Raw genomic sequence first — 17259 nt, 5'->3', positions numbered from 1 at the left:
TCTCTCCCGGAGTCGTGGCAATTCGATGGCGAGAGTGTGAGCCCCGGCGACATTCCTGAGAATTGTTATTTCCAGCTGAAGTCATTACATTCCGGTATGGCCTACAACCTGCACGAACTGCGCGCGTTCCTCGCCGTCATCGAACACGGCTCCCTAGGCAAGGCCGCCGAAAGACTCGCCCTTACCCAGCCCGCGCTCAGTAGGATCGTGAAGCGGCTGGAAGAATCGGTCGGCGAGGCCCTGTTCGAACGCCACACCGGCGGCATGCGCCTGACCGCCTACGGCAAGGCCCTGGCCCCGCATGCGCAACTGCTTTGCCGCGAGGAAAAAATCGCGCGCGACGAAATCAACCGCATGCGCGGCCTGGCCGTGGGCGCCCTGCGCCTGGGCGTCACCGCCGGCGCCTCCGCGCTGTTCATCCCCAGGGCGCTGGGCGCCTTCCTGGAAAAATGGCCCGGCATCGCCGTCGACGTGGTCGAAGGCATCTGGGACGAACTGGCCACGAGCCTGGAGAACTACCGCGTCGATCTCGTGATCGCCCCGGAGGCGCCCCAGACCGCCCGCATCGCCGCCGCCAGGGACTGCGCCTGGCACGAGACCATGAACGTGATCGTCGGCGCCGGCCACCCTTTGCGCGCCGAGCCGCCCGTCGCCATGCAGGCCCTGCTTGCCGAACGCTGGTGCTTCGTTCCCGAACACACCGAACCCCGCAACCGCCTGGTCTCGCTCTTCAGGAAAAAAGGCCTCGCCGCGCCGCCCATCGCGGTATCCAGCCCCTCGATTCCGCTGCTCAAAAGCCTGGTCGCGCACTCCGGCTTCGTCAGCTGGCTCACCCGCCCCATGTACGCGGCGGAACTGAAGGCCGGCCTGATCCGCGAACTGCACGTCGAAGGCCTGGATCACGAACGCCGGTTCGCGGCGTATCACCGGCGCGAAGGCATACTCCCCGCGCCGGCCCTGCGGTTCCTGGAGGAAATCCGCAGGCAGACCGCTTAGCCCTGGTCGCCCAGCGCCCGCGCGGCCTGGAGGATCGACCCCAGTTGAATGGCGGTGAGCAGCGTATGTGATCGCGCAGACATGGCGAATACCCGAAGTAAGTTGTAAACCAACTATTCTTGCTGCGACCGCTACACATCGCCCGACAGCCGCCCGCGCTGAAAATCCATGACCGATACGCTCCAACACCTCAGCCAGCAGCAACGCGAATTCGCAAACGAACGCGACTGGGAGCAGTTCCATTCGCCCAAGAATCTGGCTTCCGCCCTGATCGTCGAAGCGGGAGAACTACTGGAACATTTCCAGTGGATGACCGAAGAACAAAGCCGGGCGCTCTCTCCCGAGAAGCGGGAAGCCGTCGGCTACGAAATCGCCGATGTGCTGCTTTATCTCGTCCAGCTGAGCAACGTGCTGGGCATCGACCCCGTGAAAGCCGCGCAGGCCAAAATCCGCATCAACGCGCAGAAGTATCCGGTCAGCCGCGCCAAAGGCAGCAGCAGGAAATACGATCAGATATGAGCTGCGGGAACGGGTGCGCGTGACAGACGGCGCAAATGAGAAAAGGCGCCGAAGCGCCTTTTCTCTTGCCTTCCTACATTGAGGGCAGGATCATTCCCACTCAATCGTCGCAGGCGGCTTGCTCGACACGTCGTACACCACCCGATTGATCCCGCGCACTTCATTGATGATCCGCGACGACACACGCGCCAGTAGCGGATGCGGCAGCGGCGCCCAGTCGGCGGTCATGAAGTCGAACGTCTGCACCGCGCGCAGCGCGACGACGTATTCGTAGGTGCGGCCGTCGCCCATCACGCCCACGGACTTGACCGGCAGGAACACGGCAAACGCCTGCGAGGTCAGTTCGTACCAGGTCAGGCCGCTGGCCTCGTCCTTGGTGTTGCGCAGTTCTTCGATGAAGATGGCGTCGGCGCGGCGCAGCAGCTCGGCGTATTCGTGCTTGACTTCGCCCAGGATGCGCACGCCCAGGCCGGGACCGGGGAACGGGTGGCGATAGACCATTTGCGGCGGCAGGCCGAGCGCCACGCCGAGTTCGCGGACTTCGTCCTTGAACAGTTCGCGCAGGGGTTCCAGCAGCTGCAGGTTGAGCGTGTCCGGCAGGCCGCCGACGTTGTGGTGCGACTTGATGGAGGTGGCCTTGCCGGTCTTGGCGCCGGCCGATTCGATCACGTCGGGGTAGATGGTGCCCTGGGCCAGCCACTTGGCGCTTTTCTGCTTGCCGGCCTGTTCCTGGAACACTTCGACGAATTCGCGGCCGATGATCTTGCGCTTGGCTTCGGGGTCGGCCACGCCGGCGAGCTTGCCCATGAACTGGGCGGTCGCGTCGATGTGGATGATGTTGACGCCCATGTTCTCGGCGAAGGTCTGCATGACCTGCTTGCCTTCGTCCAGGCGCAGCAGGCCGTGGTCGACGAAGACGCAGGTGAGCTGGTCGCCGATGGCCTTGTGGATCAGCGCGGCCGCGACGGAGGAGTCCACGCCGCCGGACAGGCCGAGGATGACTTCGTCGTCGCCGACCTGTTCGCGGATGCGCGCGACGGCTTCGGCCACGTAGTCGGGCATGTTCCAGTCGCCTTCGCAGCCGCAGATCTCGTTGACGAAGCGGGCCAGCATGGCCTTGCCCTGCACGGTATGCGTGACTTCGGGGTGGAACTGCACGGCGTAGAACTTGCGGTCTTCGTCGGCCATGCCGGCGATCGGGCAGGACGGCGTGGAAGCCATGAGCTTGAAGCCCGGCGGCAGTTCGGTGACCTTGTCGCCGTGGCTCATCCAGACCTTCAACATGCCGTGGCCTTCGGGCGTGGTGAAGTCTTCCAGGCCTTCCAGCAGCTTGGTGTGGCCGTGGGCGCGGACTTCGGCGTAGCCGAATTCGCGGTGGTCGGAGAAGCTGACCACGCCGCCCAGCTGCTGGGCCATGGACTGCATGCCGTAGCAGATGCCCAGCACCGGCACGCCCAGTTCGAACACGGCGTGCGGCACGCGCATGGAGCCTTCTTCGTAGGCCGAGGCGTGGCTGCCGGACAGGATGATGCCCTTGAGGCCTTGCGCCATCTGTTCGCGCACGAAGGCGTCGTCGACGTCGCCCGGATGCACTTCGGAATACACGCCGGCCTCGCGCACGCGGCGGGCGATCAGTTGGGTGACTTGCGAACCGTAGTCGAGAATGAGGATGCGCTGGTGCATGGAGACTCTACCGGTAATGAATGGAACCGCAGTAAATAAAACCGCACCGGCAGAACCGCGGGTTCATTGCGGTTCTGCCGGTGCGTGATGCATGACATTGTAGTTGACTGTACGGATCAGTCGGCGCGGTAGTTGGGCGCTTCCTTGGTGATCTGTACGTCGTGCACGTGCGACTCGCGCACGCCGGCGGAGGTGATTTCCACGAATTCGGCCTTGGTGCGCATGTCGTCGATGGTGGCGGCGCCGCAATAGCCCATCGAGGCGCGGATGCCGCCGACCAGCTGGTAAATGATGGCCAGCACGCTGCCCTTGTAGGGAACACGGCCTTCGATGCCTTCGGGAACCAGCTTGTCCGCGTTGTTGGCGGGGTCCTGGAAGTACCGGTCGGCCGAGCCGTCGGTCATGGCGCCCAGGCTGCCCATGCCGCGGTACGACTTGTACGAGCGGCCCTGGAACAGCACGACTTCGCCCGGCGACTCTTCGGTGCCGGCGAACATGCCGCCCATCATGCAGGAGAACGCGCCGGCGGCCAGGGCCTTGGCGACGTCGCCCGAGTAGCGGATGCCGCCGTCGGCGATCAGCGGCACGCCCGTGCCTTCCAGCGCCTTGGCGACTTCGGAGATGGCATGGATCTGCGGCACGCCCACGCCGGCGACGATGCGGGTGGTGCAGATCGAGCCGGGGCCGATGCCGACCTTGACGCCGTCGGCGCCGTACTCGACCAGCGCGCGCGCAGCGGCGGCGGTGGCGATGTTGCCGCCGATGACTTCGACCTTGGGATAGTTCTGCTTGACCCAGCGCACGCCTTCGAGCACGCCCTTGGAGTGGCCGTGGGCGGTGTCGACGATCAGGACGTCGACGCCGGCGGCGACCAGCTTCTCAACGCGCTCTTCGGTGCCGGCGCCCACGCCCACCGCCGCGCCCACGCGCAGCTGGCCCTGGGCGTCCTTGCTGGCCATCGGGTGTTCGGTGTTCTTGACGATGTCCTTGACCGTGGCAAGACCGCGCAACTCGAAGCCGTCGTTGACGATCAGCACGCGCTCCAGGCGATGCTTGTGCATCAGGGCCTGGGCCTCTTCCAGCGTGGCGCCTTCCTTCATGGTGACCAGGCGTTCCTGCGGCGTCATGATGTTGCGCAGGGGCTGGTCCAGGTTCTCTTCGAAGCGCAGGTCGCGGTTGGTGACGATGCCGACCAGCTTGCGTCCCTCGACCACCGGCAGGCCCGAGATGCCGTGCTGGCGCTGCAACGCAATCGCGTCGCGCACTTTCATCTGGGGGGTGACGGTGACCGGATCGATCACGATGCCGAATTCGTGGCGCTTGACGCGGGCCACTTCACGGGCCTGGGCGTCGGCGGACAGATTCTTGTGGATGATCCCGATTCCGCCCTCTTGCGCCATGGCGATGGCCAGACGCGATTCGGTGACGGTGTCCATGGCGGCGGACACGAGGGGGATATTGAGATTGATGTTGCGGGTCAGGCGCGTGGCCAGGGAGGTGTCGCGCGGCAACACCTCGGAATACGCAGGCACCAGCAACACATCGTCGAAGGTGAGCGCTTTTTGAACGAGACGCATGGGTAACTCCGGGCGCAAAGCAAGATTATACGCCGTCCAGGTGTTTTGCCTAGGTATTCACCCTAGGTCCGCAAAGATTATTTCAGTGTTTTTACCCGGATCAATTGACTTTCATTTTTACCCGGATCATAATCCGACCATCAATTTTACCCGGACGAAACAATGACTACTTTGTCTGCACACACCGCATTCTCGGGCTATCGCCTCCTTGCCGCCGGCGCGCTGGCCGACGTGGCCCTGGCCGTAAAACGCGCGATGGCCGCCGGCGGCGCCGCCATCCTGGTCTACGAGGACCGGTCCGGCCGACAGGTGGACCTGGATCTGAGCGGCGACGACGCCAGCGTCGCCGAACGCCACCGCGCCCCCGCCGAAACCGATTCCGCCAGCCCGGCCGAACCGGCGCCGCGCGGACGCGGCCGGCCCAGGCTGGGCGTGGTGGCGCGCGAAGTCACGCTGCTGCCGCGCCATTGGGACTGGCTGGCCGCGCAGCCCGGCGGCGCGTCCGTGGCCTTGCGCAAGCTGGTGGAACAGGCGCGCCGCGGCAACGAGGCGCAGGAGCGCCGCCGCGCATGCCAGGAGGCCGCGTATCACTTCATGTCCAGCATGGCCGGCAACCTGCCGGGCTTCGAGGAGGCGACCCGCGCGCTTTATGCCGACGACCGCGAACGCTACGCGCGGCTCGTCGCCGACTGGCCGCAAGACGTGCGCGACTACGCCATGAAGCTGGCCTGGCCCGCGGCCGACCAAGCCGCCGCGGGCTGATCGCCCCGGCCGCGCCTGCGGTAGACCGGCCTGGGCCGAGGCGGCGGATATGCGTTTTAATCGGAACTGGCGGGCGCGCTTTTCGCGCCCGCGCCCTTCCCCTTACGGTGCATCATGGCCATCGCGAAGAACTTTCTGCTCTACGACGGAGATTGCCCGTTCTGCTCGAACTACGTGCAGATGCTGCGGCTGCAAAAGGCGGTCGGCCCGGTCGATCTGCTGAACATGCGCGACCATTCCGACCTGGCGGTCGCATACAAGGCGCAGGGATACGACCTGAACCAGGGCATGCTGCTGCACCTGGACGGACAGGACTATTTCGGCGCGGACTGCATCAACCGGCTGGCGCTGCTCAGCACCGGCAACGATTTGTTCAACAGCATCAACGCCGCCGTCTTCCGCAATCCCTGCCTGTCCACCGCCCTGTATCCGTTCATGCGCACCGGCCGCAGCTTGGCGCTGACCCTGCTGGGCAAGAAGAAGATGCAGGTCTGACTGCCTTTCAGGCCGCCCGCGCGGCGTCGTCCGGCGCCAGCGGCGCGGCCTCGCCCCGGCTCCAGCCGCTGGCCGGGTCGCGCTTGTCGCGCCGGTAATTCCATTCGGCGCCGCAGATGGCGCAGGTAAAGGCTTCGTGGCTGACGTCGCGCCGGTGTTCGTCGAGCGAGCGCACGTCACCGAGGCTGATCAGGTTTTCGTGTCCGGGCGCGTCGCGCCGGTTCGCAGCGATAGCCTCGCATTGTTCGCAAGTCGCCATGGCTCATCCCCTTCCTTGTGCTTTACGGGGATGTTACGAAAGCGTAATCGGCCAAAGTTCAGCAATTCTCACCTCGGCCCCGGCCAGATTCCGTAACGTCTTGGAAGAATATCGAACGGCAATAAGTCCCCGAAAGTCGGACTATCGTTGGTCGGGCGCCGGATTACGCCCAAAGCATGAGTTCCCTGCTCCGATACATCGACCCGAATCTTGAACAAGAAAGGATGCTTATCGTGACTTCAATCGGAAAAACCGCCGCTGCCTGCGCGCTGGGCGCCTATATGACACTGGCTGCCATCGGACAGACCGCTTACGCCCAGGCCGACGCCGCCGCGCCGCTCGCGACCGGAATGATCGACTCTGGCGTGGCCGAAGGCCAGGTGATCGAGGCCGTGCGCAGCGGCGACATCCTGTCCATCAAGATGCGGTTCAAGCCTATCGTACCGGGCAAGACCGAGATGATTTATTCGACGATCTCGCAAAACGACTACGAGAACAGCTTCTACGTGGTCGCGGGCAACAAGAAATACCTGCTGCTGAAAGACAGCAACGACAAGCCCCTGACCAATCCCAAGCTGATGCTGCGCACCGCCAAGGACACGCCGATCGCCGGTTCCTGGCATGGGAAATTCCCCGCGCCGCCCAAAGAGATCACCGAAGTATCCCTGACGATCCCGGGCGTCGAGACCTTCGACGCCATCAAGATCACCGATCGATAGCCATGACGGGCCACCTGGGCGCGTCATCCCTGCTGGCGGCGGTGCTGCTGACCGCGGCCTGCGGCTCTTTTGCGCAAGAGCCGCCCTACAAGGCCGAGATTCTCGATCTCAAGGCCACTATCCTGGACCTGAAGGGTTTTCCTTCCGACACCGGCGGCGGCGTATCCGACCTGACCGCGCGGATCGATGGGCTGGCCGCCCGCCATTCGGGCATATCGGTTCGGCAGGACCAGAATGCCGTGACCGTGTCGATGCTGGGCGACGTGCTGTTCGACTTCGACAAGGCCGCCATCCGCCCGGCCGCCGAACCGACGCTGCAGGACATCGCCGGCCTCATCGAGTCCGGCCCGGCCGGCGCCGTGGCGATCGAAGGACACACCGACTCCAAGGGATCGGCCGCCTACAACAAGGAATTGTCGCTGCGGCGCGCCCAAGCGGTGGCGAAATGGCTGGCCAGCCACGGCGTGGACCCCTCGCGCTTGAAAACCAAAGGCCTGGGCGACAGCCGGCCGGTGCAGCCGAACAAACTGGCCAACGGCGCGGACAACCCCGAAGGACGCGCCCAGAACCGGCGCGTGGAGTTCGTGCTGCCGAAGTGATTATCCCTGCCGCGCCGGGGGCATTCCGGCGCGGGTCAATATTCCGCAAGTCCCCGCATTATTAGCTGTCGCGCCCCGGCGAACGGATCGCGCGCATCGGCTAGTCAGGCCGCGCTATTCATTCTTCCTCGCCGTAGCCGAAAGGCCAGCGGCGCTTGTTCGGCTCCGGGGCCGGTTGCTTGGTTTCCATGGCGGACTCCTGATGATTGATGACCGAATGCTACCGCCACGGGCCGAATCGAACTGCAAAGGTTCGCAAAGATCGAGGGCCGCCTTTCGGCAGCCCCATCCGTGTTTCTAACACAGGTGGACCGCGGCCCGCATCGGGGCTAGAACGCATGCGGTTTCGCAGGGCGGCGCGTAGCATGGAACGCACATGCTGCAGGAGGAGACCGTCATGCCGGGTTCCAACTGGATATGTGGCAGCAAGCCACCGCAACGCCAGGGATTCTTCGAAACCGAATTCAATACAGGCGAAACCGAGGTCACGATGTACTCCATATTGGGCTGGATGCCGCCCGCGCACCGCGGCTATGTGGTCCGGTGGCGCTTGCTGGACCCGGCCGTGGAACAGGCCGAGATCGAACGGTATCTGCATTGCCGCCGACAGGGCCGCAGCCATTCCTGAACGGCGGCCGCGGGCGCGGCAAGGCGGCTTAAGTTTTATTCCGGCTTTTGTCCCGGCAAAACGGAACCAAAAGCTTGTCCAGGAGCTGCACAACCTCGTCTACGCCTGAACGCCTGGCGAATACCGCGAACGCGACCAGTTCTACCAGGCCGAGCACAATCGGCCCCGACCAAGTGTTCATCTGCATGAACAAAAAAGCGTCAATCAGCGCAACGATAAAGACGGAAAGGATAAAGCGCTCTTCCCGCCGAGATTCCTTTTCATATTGGAGTTTCCGCTCCAGGTTCGCGGTGGCGGCAGCGATTTCCTCGGTTGGCAATATGCCGGCCGACTCGGAGGCGCTTTCGGAAAGATGCTGGAATTCTCCGCTGGGCACCGCTCATTCCTTGGGCCCGAAACGTTGAGCATACTCATCCAGCACCGATGAAAATGGAATCTCGACGCCCCAGTGTCCGGTGGTGAAATGCCGGCTCCATGCGCTCTTGCCGTCATGGGTCAGCTTGACGAGCTTGAATGCCGGTTCGTTGCCGAACCTGTCCACGGCCTCGTCGATCAATTCGACCGCCAGCGGGTCCGACGGGCAAAGTATCGACCGAAAGATGTTCCTGATTGGGCGGGCGCCAAAAGCTGACGCACGGTGGTAGACGGACGGCAAAACCGGACCGTAATTCCATGCCTGGAAATTCTCATCGGCGATCATGGGCCGCTTATGGCGGCCGGCGTAGACCATGTGAGCCAGATAAAGGATTTTTTGCAACTGCAGATTCGTAAGCGTCCAATCGGACGTGTCGCATGCGTGCTTGGCTGCCTGCAAAGCCGTTACGCCCATGATCGCCTCCGCGGAAAACTAACAATAAAGACTGCGAACAACTGTAATTTAATACAGCACCAGAGCAGCGCAATGCACGTCGGCGAGAACTAGGACCAAGGTAAGACACGGTCAACCGAAATAACCCGCAGTTATGAACTCCCCTAGGGATAACCCCATGAGGGAATTTGCTTATGCGCTTTAATTATTTGCACGGCGCATACTTCGCGGGCAAGAATTCGTCCTTGGCATAAATCAAAACCAATGGAACTTCGTCAACTCGAGGCCTTCGCGGCCGTGATGTCCACGGGCAGCGTCACCGCTGCCGGACGGCTGCTGGGACGCTCGCAGCCGGCGATCAGCCGGCTGCTGCAGGAACTGGAGGCCGAAATCGGCTATGCCCTGTTCGCGCGCAGCGGCCCGCGGGTCACGCCGACCGAACAGGGCTTTCTGCTGTACGAAGACGTGGAACGCGCGCTGGCCAGCCTGCAGCAGATCCGCGGCCGCGCCGAAGAGATCGCCCGCGGCGAGGCCCAGCCGCTGCTGATGGCGGCCACCTCGGCGCTGGCGGCCGGGCTGGTGCCCGACGCGCTCAAACGCATCGAGTCCCGGCTCGGCGCGGCCCGCGTGCAGTTGCGCAGCGCCTCGCCGGAACAGGTGGTGCATGCGGTGCTGTCGGGCTCGGCGCAACTGGGCGCGACCAGCCTGCCGCTGGAGCATCGCGGCCTGACGGTGCACTGGATCGGGCAGGCGCCCTGTGTGGCCGCGCTGCCGGAAAACGATCCGGCGGCGCAGCAGGCGGTGGTGCCGGTGTCGGCGCTGGCCGGCCGGCGCCTGATCACGATGGCCAATCCGTTCCGGCTGCGCCGGCGGCTCGACGCCGCGCTGGCCCCCGGCGGCCGCATGCCCGCCACGCTGGAAACCAATTCGTCCGTCAACGCCCTGGCCGCCGTGCGCGCCGGCCTGGGCGTGTCGGTGCTGGAACCGATCACCGCCTACGGCATGCCGATGGAAGGCGTGGCGATCCGTCCCATCGATCTGGACATCCCATTTTTCTTCGGGGTCATCACCCCGCAGTCGCAAACGCCGACGCCGGCCTGCCAGGCCATGGCCGACGCGCTGGCCGACGCCGCGGCGGCCCTGCTGCCCGGCTTCGTGCTGCACGACGCCAGCGCCCATGCGGCGCTGCTGCAGTCGATCTACGGCGATGACGCCCCACTTACGGAATCCCCTGCATCATGAATCTGCCCATAGCCGCTCCGCCGCAAGGCCTGGCCGCGCTGGAAGCGCGCCTGCGCCAGGATCTTGCCTGGCTGGAACTTCCCGCCAAGAACTGGGTGACGCCCCGCCATGTCGACGGCAAGCCCGTGCTGGACGTGGCCATCGTCGGCGGCGGCATGGCCGGCCTGGCGGCGGCGGCGTCGCTCACGCACCTGGGCATCAACGCGCCCATCTTCGACCAGGCGCCCGCCGGCTTCGAAGGCCCCTGGGCCACCACGGCGCGCATGGAGACGCTGCGCTCGCCCAAGCAGCTGACCGGCCCCGCGCTGGGCCTGCCGGCGCTGACGTTCCGCGCCTGGTTCGAATCCCAGTTCGGGTCCGAGGCCTGGGAGGCGCTGGACAAGATTCCGCGCCTGCAATGGATGGACTACCTGCGCTGGTATCGCCGCGTGCTGGACCTGGATGTGCGGAACGAACACCGCATCCGCGCCGTGCTGCCGCGCGCCGACCGGCTGGTGCAGCTGGAGATCGAGTCGCCCGCCGGCCGCAGCACGGTGCTGGCGCGCCGCGTGGTGCTGGCGACCGGGCGCGACGGCCTGGGCGGCGCCTATGTGCCCGACTTCGCCAGGAAACTGCCGCGCAATCGCTGGGCGCACTCCTCCGACGTCATGGACTACGCCACGCTCGCCGGCAAGCGCGTGGGCGTGGTCGGCGCGGGCGCGTCCGCCATGGACAGCGCGGCCACCGCGCTGGAGGCGGGCGCGGCCAGCGTGGACCTGCTGATCCGCCGCCAGGACATCCCCCGCATCAACAAGGGCAAGGGAGCCGGCAATCCCGGCCTGACCCACGGCCACCTGACGCTGCCCGACGAATGGAAGTGGAAGATCCGCCACTACATCAACGCCGCCCAGGTTCCGCCGCCGCGCGGCAGCACGCTGCGCGTATCGCGCCACCCCAACGCGCGCTTCAACCTGGGCGCGGGCGTGCAGGACCTGGCCATGGTGGACGACGAAATCCGCGTCACCACGCCCAAGGGCGTGTTCGCGCTGGACTTCCTGATCTTCTCCACGGGATTCCGCATCGACTGGACCGCGCGCCCCGAGTTCGCCGCGCTGGCGCCGCACGTGCGCGCCTGGGGCGACCGCTACGTGCCGCCGGCCGGCCAGGAAGACCAGGAGCTGCATGACTCGCCCGACCTGGGCGCGGTCTTCGAACTGCAGGAGAAAACCCCGGGCGCCTGTCCCGGCCTGGACCGGGTGCACTGCTTCTCGTATCCGGCGGCGCTGACCCAGGGCACGATCTCGGGCGACATCCCCGCCATCAGCGAGGGCGCCAAGCGCCTCGCCCAGGGCATCGCGGGCCTGTTCTACCGCGAGGACGTGGCCACGCACTACGCCAATATGGAAGCGTTCTCCGAACCGGAAGTGTTCGGCGATGAATGGGTGCCCGCGCCGGCGCCCGCCCCCATCGCGCAATCGGAGACCGCGCAATGACGGGCTGGTTGCTGCGCCGCGTGGCGCAAGCCGCGGTGGTCGTCTTCCTGATGACGCTGATCGTGTTCGTGGGCCTGCATGCCATCGGCAACCCGGTGGACATTCTGATCGGCCAGGACGTGGACCAGGTCGACCGCGCCCGCATCATCGCCGAGCTGGGCCTGGACAAGCCGCTGTGGGAACAGTACCTGGCGTTCATCAACGGCGCCCTGCACGGCAATCTGGGCAACAGCTTCGTCTACAACATCCCGGCCGTGGAGCTGGTGATCCAGCGCCTGCCCGCCACCTTCGAGCTGGCCATCGCCGCCATGCTGCTGGCGGTGGTCGTGGGCCTGCCGCTGGGCCTGCTGGCCGGGCTGTATCCGGAAAGCCGCTATTCCAAGCTGATCATGGCGGGCAGCATCGTCGGCTTCTCGCTGCCCACCTTCTGGATCGCGCTGATGCTGATCATGACGTTCAGCGTGTCGCTGGGCTGGCTGCCGGCCAGCGGCCGCGGCGAGACGGTGGAGTTCCTGGGCCTGCAATGGTCGTGGCTGACGGCCGACGGCTGGCGCCACCTGATCCTGCCGGCCTTCAACCTGTCGCTGTTCAAGATCTCGCTGGTGATCCGCCTGACCCGCGCCGGCGTGCGCGACGTGCTGCCGCAGGACTTCGTGAAATTCGCGCGCGCCAAGGGCCTGTCGCCGCTGCGCGTGGTGGGCGTGCACGTGCTGCGCAACACCATGATCCCGCTGGTGACGGTGCTGGGCCTGGAACTGGGCTCGACCATCGCGTTCGCCGTGGTCACCGAGAGCATCTTCGCCTGGCCCGGCGCCGGCAAGCTGATCCTGGACAGCCTGAACGCGCTGGACCGCCCCGTGATCGTGGCCTACCTGATCGTGGTGGTGTTCCTGTTCGTCACGCTGAACCTGATCGTCGACATTCTGTACAAAGTGCTGGACCCGCGGGTGCGGCTGGAGGCTGCCGCATGAGCGTTGTATCCACACAAACGCCGGCGCCCGCCCTGCGCCGCGAATCCCCCTGGCGCCGCAACCTGGCCGAGTTCATGTCGTCCAGGACCGCGGTGCTGGGCCTGGCGGTGTCGCTGCTGCTGATCCTGGCCGCCGCGCTGGCGCCCTGGATCGCGCCGCAGAACCCTTACGACCTGCTGCAGATCGACGTGCTCGACGCGCGCCTGCCGCCAGGCACCATGAACGGGCTGGAGACCTTCCACTACTGGCTGGGCACCGACGGCCAGGGCCGCGACCTGCTGTCGGGGATTCTGTACGGCCTGCGCATCAGCCTGATGGTGGGCGTGGGCTCGGCCCTGATCGCCGGCGTGGTCGGCACGCTGCTGGGCCTGCTGGCCGCCTACGCGGGCGGCAAGGTCGACGCGCTCATCATGCGCCTGGTGGACCTGATCCTGTCCTTCCCGTCCATCCTGGTCGCCATGATGATCCTGGCCTACCTGGGCAAGGGCGTGGGCAACGTGGTGCTGACGCTGGTGATCCTGGAATGGGCCTACTACGCCCGCACCGCGCGCGGCCAGGCCCTGGTGGAGCGCCGCCGCGAATACGTGGAAGCCGCCCGCTGCCTGGACATCCCCAACTGGCGGATCATGCTCAAGCACATCCTGCCCAACTGCCTGCCGCCGCTGATCGTCATCGGCACGCTGCAGATCGCGCGCGCCATCACGCTGGAGGCCACGCTCAGCTTCCTGGGCCTGGGCGTGCCCGTGACCGAACCGTCGCTGGGGCTGCTGATCTCCAACGGCTTCCAGACCATGCTGTCCGGCGAATACTGGATCAGCTTCTATCCCGGCATCGCGCTGCTGATCACCATCGTGGCCATCAACCTGGTGGGCGACCGCCTGCGCGACGTGCTGAACCCGAGGAACCACAAATGACCGCCGCCAGCATGATTTCCGGCGCGCCGGCCACGCTGGAGGTGCGCGACCTGCGCACCCACTTTTTCACCCGTGCCGGCGTGCTGCCGGCCGTGGACGGCGTTTCCTTCACCCTGGAACGCGGCAAGATCCTGGGCCTGGTCGGCGAATCCGGCTCGGGCAAGTCGGTCACGGGCTTTTCCATCATGGGCCTGGTGGACGCGCCGGGCCGCGTCGTCGGCGGCGAAGTGCTGTTCCAGGGCCGCGACCTGACCCGGCTGGCGCCGCGCGAACTGCGCAAGCTGCAAGGCAACCGCATCGCCATGATCTTCCAGGACCCGATGATGACGCTGAACCCCGTGCTGCGGGTCGACGCGCAGATGATCGAGACCGTGCGCGCGCACAACAAAATGAGCGTGGCCCAGGCCCGCGAGCTGTCGCGCGACACCCTGGGCATGATGGGCATCCCCAGCCCCGAAGAGCGGCTGCTGGCCTATCCGCACCAGCTCTCCGGCGGCATGCGCCAGCGCGTGGCCATCGCCATCGCCATGCTGCACCGTCCGGACCTGATCATCGCCGACGAGCCCACCACGGCGCTGGACGTCACCATCCAGGCGCAGATCCTGTCGGAAGTGCAGAAGCTCGCGCAGCAGCACGGCACCAGCCTGATCTGGATCACCCACGACCTGTCGGTGGTGGCCGGACTGGCCGACGAAGTGGCCGTCATGTATGCGGGCCGCATCGTCGAACACGGCACGGTCGACGACGTGCTGGACCGTCCGCAGCATCCCTACACCGTGGGCCTGATCGACAGCCTGCCCAGCAACAACCGGCGCGGCCAGCGGCTGCGCCAGATTCCCGGCATGACCCCCAACCTGCTCAACCTGCCCGCCGGCTGTGCCTTCGCGGCGCGCTGCCCGCGCGCCAGCGCCGCCTGCGGCCAGCAGCCCGGCATCGCCGAGGCCCTGCCCGGCCACCGCGTGCGCTGCTTCCATCCCACCCTGCAATCCAGCGAGGCGATGGCATGACGGCGTCCGCTCCCACCCCGCTGATCGACCTGAGCCGGGTCAGCAAGCGCTTCGGCGAACGCGCCGTCGGCCCGGCCGGCCGCGCCCTGCAGCGCCTGGGCCTGTCCAAGCCGCCCGCCGTCACCCGCGCCGTCGACAACGTGGACCTCATCGTCAATCCCGGCGAAGTGGTCGGCCTGGTCGGCGAGTCCGGCTGCGGCAAGTCCACGCTGGGCCGCATCGCGGCCGGCCTGCTCACGCCCTCCGGCGGCGAGATCCGCATCAACGGCGTGCGCCCCGCGGACATGAACGCCGCCCAGGCCCATGCCGCGCGCCTGCGGGTGCAGATGATCTTCCAGGACCCCTACGCCAGCCTCAACCCGCGCCTGCGCGTCGACGAGATCGTGGGCGAGGCGGCCCGCATCCACGGCCTGGTCGGCAACGGCGACTTCGACGACTACGTCAGCGCCCAGCTGGAACGCGCCGGCCTGGACCCGGCGCTGCGCCACCGTTACCCGCACCAGTTCAGCGGCGGCCAGCGCCAGCGCATCGGCATCGCCCGCGCGCTGGCCGTGCAGCCTTCCATGCTGGTCTGCGACGAGGCCGTGGCCGCGCTGGACGTGTCCATCCAGGCGCAGATCCTGAACCTGTTCATGGACCTGCGCGAAGACCTGGGATTGACCTATCTGTTCATCAGCCACGACCTGGGCGTGGTCGAGCACCTGTCCGACCGCGTCGTCATCATGTACCTGGGCCGCGTGGTGGAGACGGCCACGGTGGAAGAAGTCTTCCGCCGTCCCAACCACCCGTACACGCAGGCCCTGCTGGCCGAAATTCCCAGCCTGAAATCGCGCCGCAAGACCTTTACCGCGATCAAGGGCGAAATCCCCAGCCCGCTGAACCCGCCCGGCGGCTGCCATTTCCATCCGCGCTGTCCGCAAGCGATGCCGCGCTGCAAGACCGAGGTTCCCACGCTCAAGGGTATCGCCATCAACCACCTGAGCGCCTGCCACCTGAACGACATGGCTTGAACACGCCTTCAACAAGGACTCCGAACATGAAACGCCTGATTCTCACCACGCTCGCCGCCGCCGTCCTCGGCGCCTCGGCCGCCGCCGTCGCCGACGACCTGTCCATCGGCTTCGCCGACCCGCTGTCCTCGCTGGACCCGCAGCTGAACAACCACGCCGGCGACCGCTCGGTGGCGCTGCACTTCTGGGATCTGCTGATCGAGAACAAGGAGAACAAGCTGCAGCCCGGCCTGGCCGTGAGCTGGAAGCCGCTGGACGACAAGACCTGGGAATTCAAGCTGCGCGAAGGCGTCAAGTGGCAGGACGGCACGCCCTTCACCGCCGACGACCTGATCTATTCCTACACCCGCGCGCGCGCCGTGCCGGGCAGCGTGGCCACCTACGCAGGCTACCTGCGCACCATCGACTCCATGAGCGCCAAGGACCCGCTGACCCTCATCGTCAAGACCAAGGCGCCCAATCCCGACCTGCCGCTGAACCTGGCCTCGGTGCACGTGGTCAGCAAGCACGTGGGCGAGAAGTCCACCACCGAGGACTACAACTCGGGCAAGGCCATGATCGGCACCGGCCCCTACAAGTTCGTGTCCTACACCCCCGGCGACCGCGTCATCATGGAACGCAACGACGCCTACTGGGGCGGCAAGCAGATCTGGGACAAGGTCAACTACCGCTACATCAACAATGCCGCCGCCCGCACCGCGGCGCTGCTGGCCGGCGACGTGGACGTGATCGACAAGGTCTCGGTGTCCGACCTGGCCAAGCTGCAGAAGGCCTCGAACGTCTCGGTCTATCCGTACGACGGCCTGCGCGTCATGCTGCTGCAGCCCAGCTTCAACCCCGCGCCCAACGCCTACATCACCGACAACAACGGCAAGCCGCTGGACAAGAATCCGCTCCTGGACGTGCGCGTGCGCCAGGCGCTGAACCTGGCCATCAACCGCAAGGCCATCGCCGACCGCATCCTGCAGGGCGCGGCCACCGAGGCCAACCAGTGGATGCCCAAGGGCACCTTCGGCTACAACCCCGACGTCAAGAACATCCCCAACGACGCCGCCCAGGCCAAGAAGCTGCTGGCCGAGGCCGGCTACCCCGACGGCTTCAAGCTGACCATGCACGTGCCCAACGACCGCTACCCGCAAGGCCCGGAAACGGCCCAGGCCGTGGCGCAGTTCTGGACCCGCATCGGCGTCAAGACCCAGGTGGAAGTGGTGCCGTGGGCCGTGTACTCGGGCCGCGCCAACAAGAACGAATTCGCGGTCAGCATGCTGGCCTGGGGCAACGGCACCGGCGAAGGCAGCTACGCGCTGGTCAACGTCCTGGCCACCGCCGACCCCAAGAAGGGCCTCGGCGCCTCCAACTGGGGCCGCTACAGCAACCCCAAGGTCGACGCCGCCCTAGAGCAGTCCACCTCGGAATTCGACGTGGCCAAGCGCGAAGCCATCCTGCGCGACTCGGTCAAGATCGTGTCCGATGACGTCGGCGTGATTCCGCTCTTCCACTACAAGAACATCTGGGCCGCCAAGAAAGGCCTGAAGGTCACCCCCATGACCAGCGACCGCACGGCCGCCATGATGGTGACCAAGGACGCGGGCAAGTAA

19 protein-coding genes are annotated in these 17259 nt (G+C 66.1%); 14 read left to right on the top strand and 5 right to left on the bottom strand.

Features of this window, described 5'->3' with window-relative positions; all coding sequences use genetic code 11:
* Window positions 1–96: 96 nt before the first annotated feature.
* Both AC1IQ6_RS11900 and AC1IQ6_RS11895 read left to right on the top strand, forming a co-directional pair.
* Window positions 97–996: a LysR family transcriptional regulator gene (locus AC1IQ6_RS11900; protein ID WP_485866381.1), complete on the top strand. Its 900-nt coding sequence runs from the start codon at window positions 97–99 to the stop codon at window positions 994–996.
* A gap of 168 nt (window positions 997–1164) precedes the next feature.
* Window positions 1165–1515, top strand: a complete 351-nt coding sequence (locus AC1IQ6_RS11895; RefSeq protein ID WP_102775917.1) for a nucleotide pyrophosphohydrolase — start codon at window positions 1165–1167, stop codon at window positions 1513–1515.
* Between the two features lie 90 nt (window positions 1516–1605).
* Here the strand turns inward: AC1IQ6_RS11895 and guaA are convergent, their stop codons facing one another.
* Together guaA and guaB are read right to left on the bottom strand one after the other, a co-directional pair.
* On the bottom strand, window positions 1606–3198 hold the full coding sequence (gene guaA / locus AC1IQ6_RS11890; RefSeq protein WP_102771963.1) for a glutamine-hydrolyzing GMP synthase: 1593 nt from the start codon (window positions 3196–3198) through the stop codon (window positions 1606–1608).
* Between the two features lie 116 nt (window positions 3199–3314).
* Window positions 3315–4775: an IMP dehydrogenase gene (gene guaB / locus AC1IQ6_RS11885; RefSeq protein WP_102771964.1), complete on the bottom strand. Its 1461-nt coding sequence runs from the start codon at window positions 4773–4775 to the stop codon at window positions 3315–3317.
* A gap of 162 nt (window positions 4776–4937) precedes the next feature.
* Between guaB and AC1IQ6_RS11880 the strand changes: the two genes are divergently transcribed.
* Complete coding sequence (locus AC1IQ6_RS11880; RefSeq protein WP_485866380.1) at window positions 4938–5537, top strand: DUF2239 family protein; 600 nt, start codon at window positions 4938–4940, stop codon at window positions 5535–5537.
* A gap of 114 nt (window positions 5538–5651) precedes the next feature.
* Window positions 5652–6032, top strand: a complete 381-nt coding sequence (locus AC1IQ6_RS11875) for a DCC1-like thiol-disulfide oxidoreductase family protein (RefSeq protein ID WP_102771966.1) — start codon at window positions 5652–5654, stop codon at window positions 6030–6032.
* A gap of 7 nt (window positions 6033–6039) precedes the next feature.
* Here the strand turns inward: AC1IQ6_RS11875 and AC1IQ6_RS11870 are convergent, their stop codons facing one another.
* The gene (locus AC1IQ6_RS11870) at window positions 6040–6291 is read right to left on the bottom strand and encodes a hypothetical protein (protein WP_102771967.1); all 252 of its coding nucleotides are present in this window, start codon (window positions 6289–6291) and stop codon (window positions 6040–6042) included.
* Window positions 6292–6467: 176 nt separating this feature from the next.
* Between AC1IQ6_RS11870 and AC1IQ6_RS11865 the strand changes: the two genes are divergently transcribed.
* From AC1IQ6_RS11865 to AC1IQ6_RS11855, 3 genes are all read left to right on the top strand, one after another.
* On the top strand, window positions 6468–7010 hold the full coding sequence (locus tag AC1IQ6_RS11865; protein ID WP_246842356.1) for a hypothetical protein: 543 nt from the start codon (window positions 6468–6470) through the stop codon (window positions 7008–7010).
* A gap of 2 nt (window positions 7011–7012) precedes the next feature.
* Window positions 7013–7609: an OmpA family protein gene (locus tag AC1IQ6_RS11860; protein ID WP_485866379.1), complete on the top strand. Its 597-nt coding sequence runs from the start codon at window positions 7013–7015 to the stop codon at window positions 7607–7609.
* A gap of 376 nt (window positions 7610–7985) precedes the next feature.
* A complete protein-coding gene (locus AC1IQ6_RS11855; RefSeq protein ID WP_440130621.1) occupies window positions 7986–8237 on the top strand; it encodes a hypothetical protein in 252 nt (83 codons plus the stop codon).
* Window positions 8238–8265: 28 nt separating this feature from the next.
* On the opposite strand, the gene AC1IQ6_RS11850 is transcribed toward AC1IQ6_RS11855, so the two are convergent.
* Together AC1IQ6_RS11850 and AC1IQ6_RS11845 are read right to left on the bottom strand one after the other, a co-directional pair.
* Window positions 8266–8613: a hypothetical protein gene (locus tag AC1IQ6_RS11850; RefSeq protein WP_111824892.1), complete on the bottom strand. Its 348-nt coding sequence runs from the start codon at window positions 8611–8613 to the stop codon at window positions 8266–8268.
* Between the two features lie 3 nt (window positions 8614–8616).
* Entirely contained in the window at window positions 8617–9066 is a 450-nt protein-coding gene (locus AC1IQ6_RS11845; protein ID WP_146747993.1) for a Panacea domain-containing protein, read from the bottom strand.
* 243 nt (window positions 9067–9309) lie between these two features.
* On the opposite strand from AC1IQ6_RS11845, the gene AC1IQ6_RS11840 reads away from it, so the two are divergent.
* The 7 genes from AC1IQ6_RS11840 to AC1IQ6_RS11810 are packed head-to-tail and all read left to right on the top strand — an operon-like array spanning window position 9310 to window position 17259.
* Window positions 9310–10287, top strand: coding sequence for a LysR family transcriptional regulator (locus AC1IQ6_RS11840; protein ID WP_102771971.1), 978 nt, complete (start codon window positions 9310–9312; stop codon window positions 10285–10287).
* The gene (locus AC1IQ6_RS11835) at window positions 10284–11759 is read left to right on the top strand and encodes a flavin-containing monooxygenase (protein WP_111824889.1); all 1476 of its coding nucleotides are present in this window, start codon (window positions 10284–10286) and stop codon (window positions 11757–11759) included. The genes AC1IQ6_RS11840 and AC1IQ6_RS11835 overlap by 4 nt, the downstream gene beginning before the upstream one ends.
* Window positions 11756–12730, top strand: a complete 975-nt coding sequence (locus AC1IQ6_RS11830; protein ID WP_102771973.1) for an ABC transporter permease — start codon at window positions 11756–11758, stop codon at window positions 12728–12730. The genes AC1IQ6_RS11835 and AC1IQ6_RS11830 overlap by 4 nt, the downstream gene beginning before the upstream one ends.
* Entirely contained in the window at window positions 12727–13644 is a 918-nt protein-coding gene (locus AC1IQ6_RS11825; protein ID WP_102771974.1) for an ABC transporter permease, read from the top strand. Before AC1IQ6_RS11830 ends, AC1IQ6_RS11825 begins: the two co-directional genes overlap by 4 nt.
* Window positions 13641–14651, top strand: coding sequence for an ABC transporter ATP-binding protein (locus AC1IQ6_RS11820; RefSeq protein WP_102771975.1), 1011 nt, complete (start codon window positions 13641–13643; stop codon window positions 14649–14651). Before AC1IQ6_RS11825 ends, AC1IQ6_RS11820 begins: the two co-directional genes overlap by 4 nt.
* Entirely contained in the window at window positions 14648–15661 is a 1014-nt protein-coding gene (locus AC1IQ6_RS11815; protein WP_102771976.1) for an ABC transporter ATP-binding protein, read from the top strand. Before AC1IQ6_RS11820 ends, AC1IQ6_RS11815 begins: the two co-directional genes overlap by 4 nt.
* A 26-nt stretch (window positions 15662–15687) precedes the next feature.
* Entirely contained in the window at window positions 15688–17259 is a 1572-nt protein-coding gene (locus tag AC1IQ6_RS11810; protein WP_479731603.1) for an ABC transporter substrate-binding protein, read from the top strand.

It is taken from the genome of Achromobacter sp. MUI-25009338 (assembly GCF_057359325.1).
Note: the sequence above shows the minus strand (reverse complement) of the source record. Positions and strands in the feature narration are given on the sequence as shown.

Bases quoted from the DNA above. Each gene is read 5' to 3' on its own strand.
- AC1IQ6_RS11900 (WP_485866381.1), top strand. From the start codon at position 97: ATGGCCTACAACCTGCACGAACTGCGCGCGTTCCTCGCCGTCATCGAA.
- AC1IQ6_RS11895 (WP_102775917.1), top strand. From the start codon at position 1,165: ATGACCGATACGCTCCAACACCTCAGCCAGCAGCAACGCGAATTCGCA.
- guaA (WP_102771963.1), bottom strand. From the start codon at position 3,198: ATGCACCAGCGCATCCTCATTCTCGACTACGGTTCGCAAGTCACCCAA.
- guaB (WP_102771964.1), bottom strand. From the start codon at position 4,775: ATGCGTCTCGTTCAAAAAGCGCTCACCTTCGACGATGTGTTGCTGGTG.
- AC1IQ6_RS11880 (WP_485866380.1), top strand. From the start codon at position 4,938: ATGACTACTTTGTCTGCACACACCGCATTCTCGGGCTATCGCCTCCTT.
- AC1IQ6_RS11875 (WP_102771966.1), top strand. From the start codon at position 5,652: ATGGCCATCGCGAAGAACTTTCTGCTCTACGACGGAGATTGCCCGTTC.
- AC1IQ6_RS11870 (WP_102771967.1), bottom strand. From the start codon at position 6,291: ATGGCGACTTGCGAACAATGCGAGGCTATCGCTGCGAACCGGCGCGAC.
- AC1IQ6_RS11865 (WP_246842356.1), top strand. From the start codon at position 6,468: ATGAGTTCCCTGCTCCGATACATCGACCCGAATCTTGAACAAGAAAGG.
- AC1IQ6_RS11860 (WP_485866379.1), top strand. From the start codon at position 7,013: ATGACGGGCCACCTGGGCGCGTCATCCCTGCTGGCGGCGGTGCTGCTG.
- AC1IQ6_RS11855 (WP_440130621.1), top strand. From the start codon at position 7,986: ATGCTGCAGGAGGAGACCGTCATGCCGGGTTCCAACTGGATATGTGGC.
- AC1IQ6_RS11845 (WP_146747993.1), bottom strand. From the start codon at position 9,066: ATGGGCGTAACGGCTTTGCAGGCAGCCAAGCACGCATGCGACACGTCC.
- AC1IQ6_RS11840 (WP_102771971.1), top strand. From the start codon at position 9,310: ATGGAACTTCGTCAACTCGAGGCCTTCGCGGCCGTGATGTCCACGGGC.
- AC1IQ6_RS11835 (WP_111824889.1), top strand. From the start codon at position 10,284: ATGAATCTGCCCATAGCCGCTCCGCCGCAAGGCCTGGCCGCGCTGGAA.
- AC1IQ6_RS11830 (WP_102771973.1), top strand. From the start codon at position 11,756: ATGACGGGCTGGTTGCTGCGCCGCGTGGCGCAAGCCGCGGTGGTCGTC.
- AC1IQ6_RS11825 (WP_102771974.1), top strand. From the start codon at position 12,727: ATGAGCGTTGTATCCACACAAACGCCGGCGCCCGCCCTGCGCCGCGAA.
- AC1IQ6_RS11820 (WP_102771975.1), top strand. From the start codon at position 13,641: ATGACCGCCGCCAGCATGATTTCCGGCGCGCCGGCCACGCTGGAGGTG.
- AC1IQ6_RS11815 (WP_102771976.1), top strand. From the start codon at position 14,648: ATGACGGCGTCCGCTCCCACCCCGCTGATCGACCTGAGCCGGGTCAGC.
- AC1IQ6_RS11810 (WP_479731603.1), top strand. From the start codon at position 15,688: ATGAAACGCCTGATTCTCACCACGCTCGCCGCCGCCGTCCTCGGCGCC.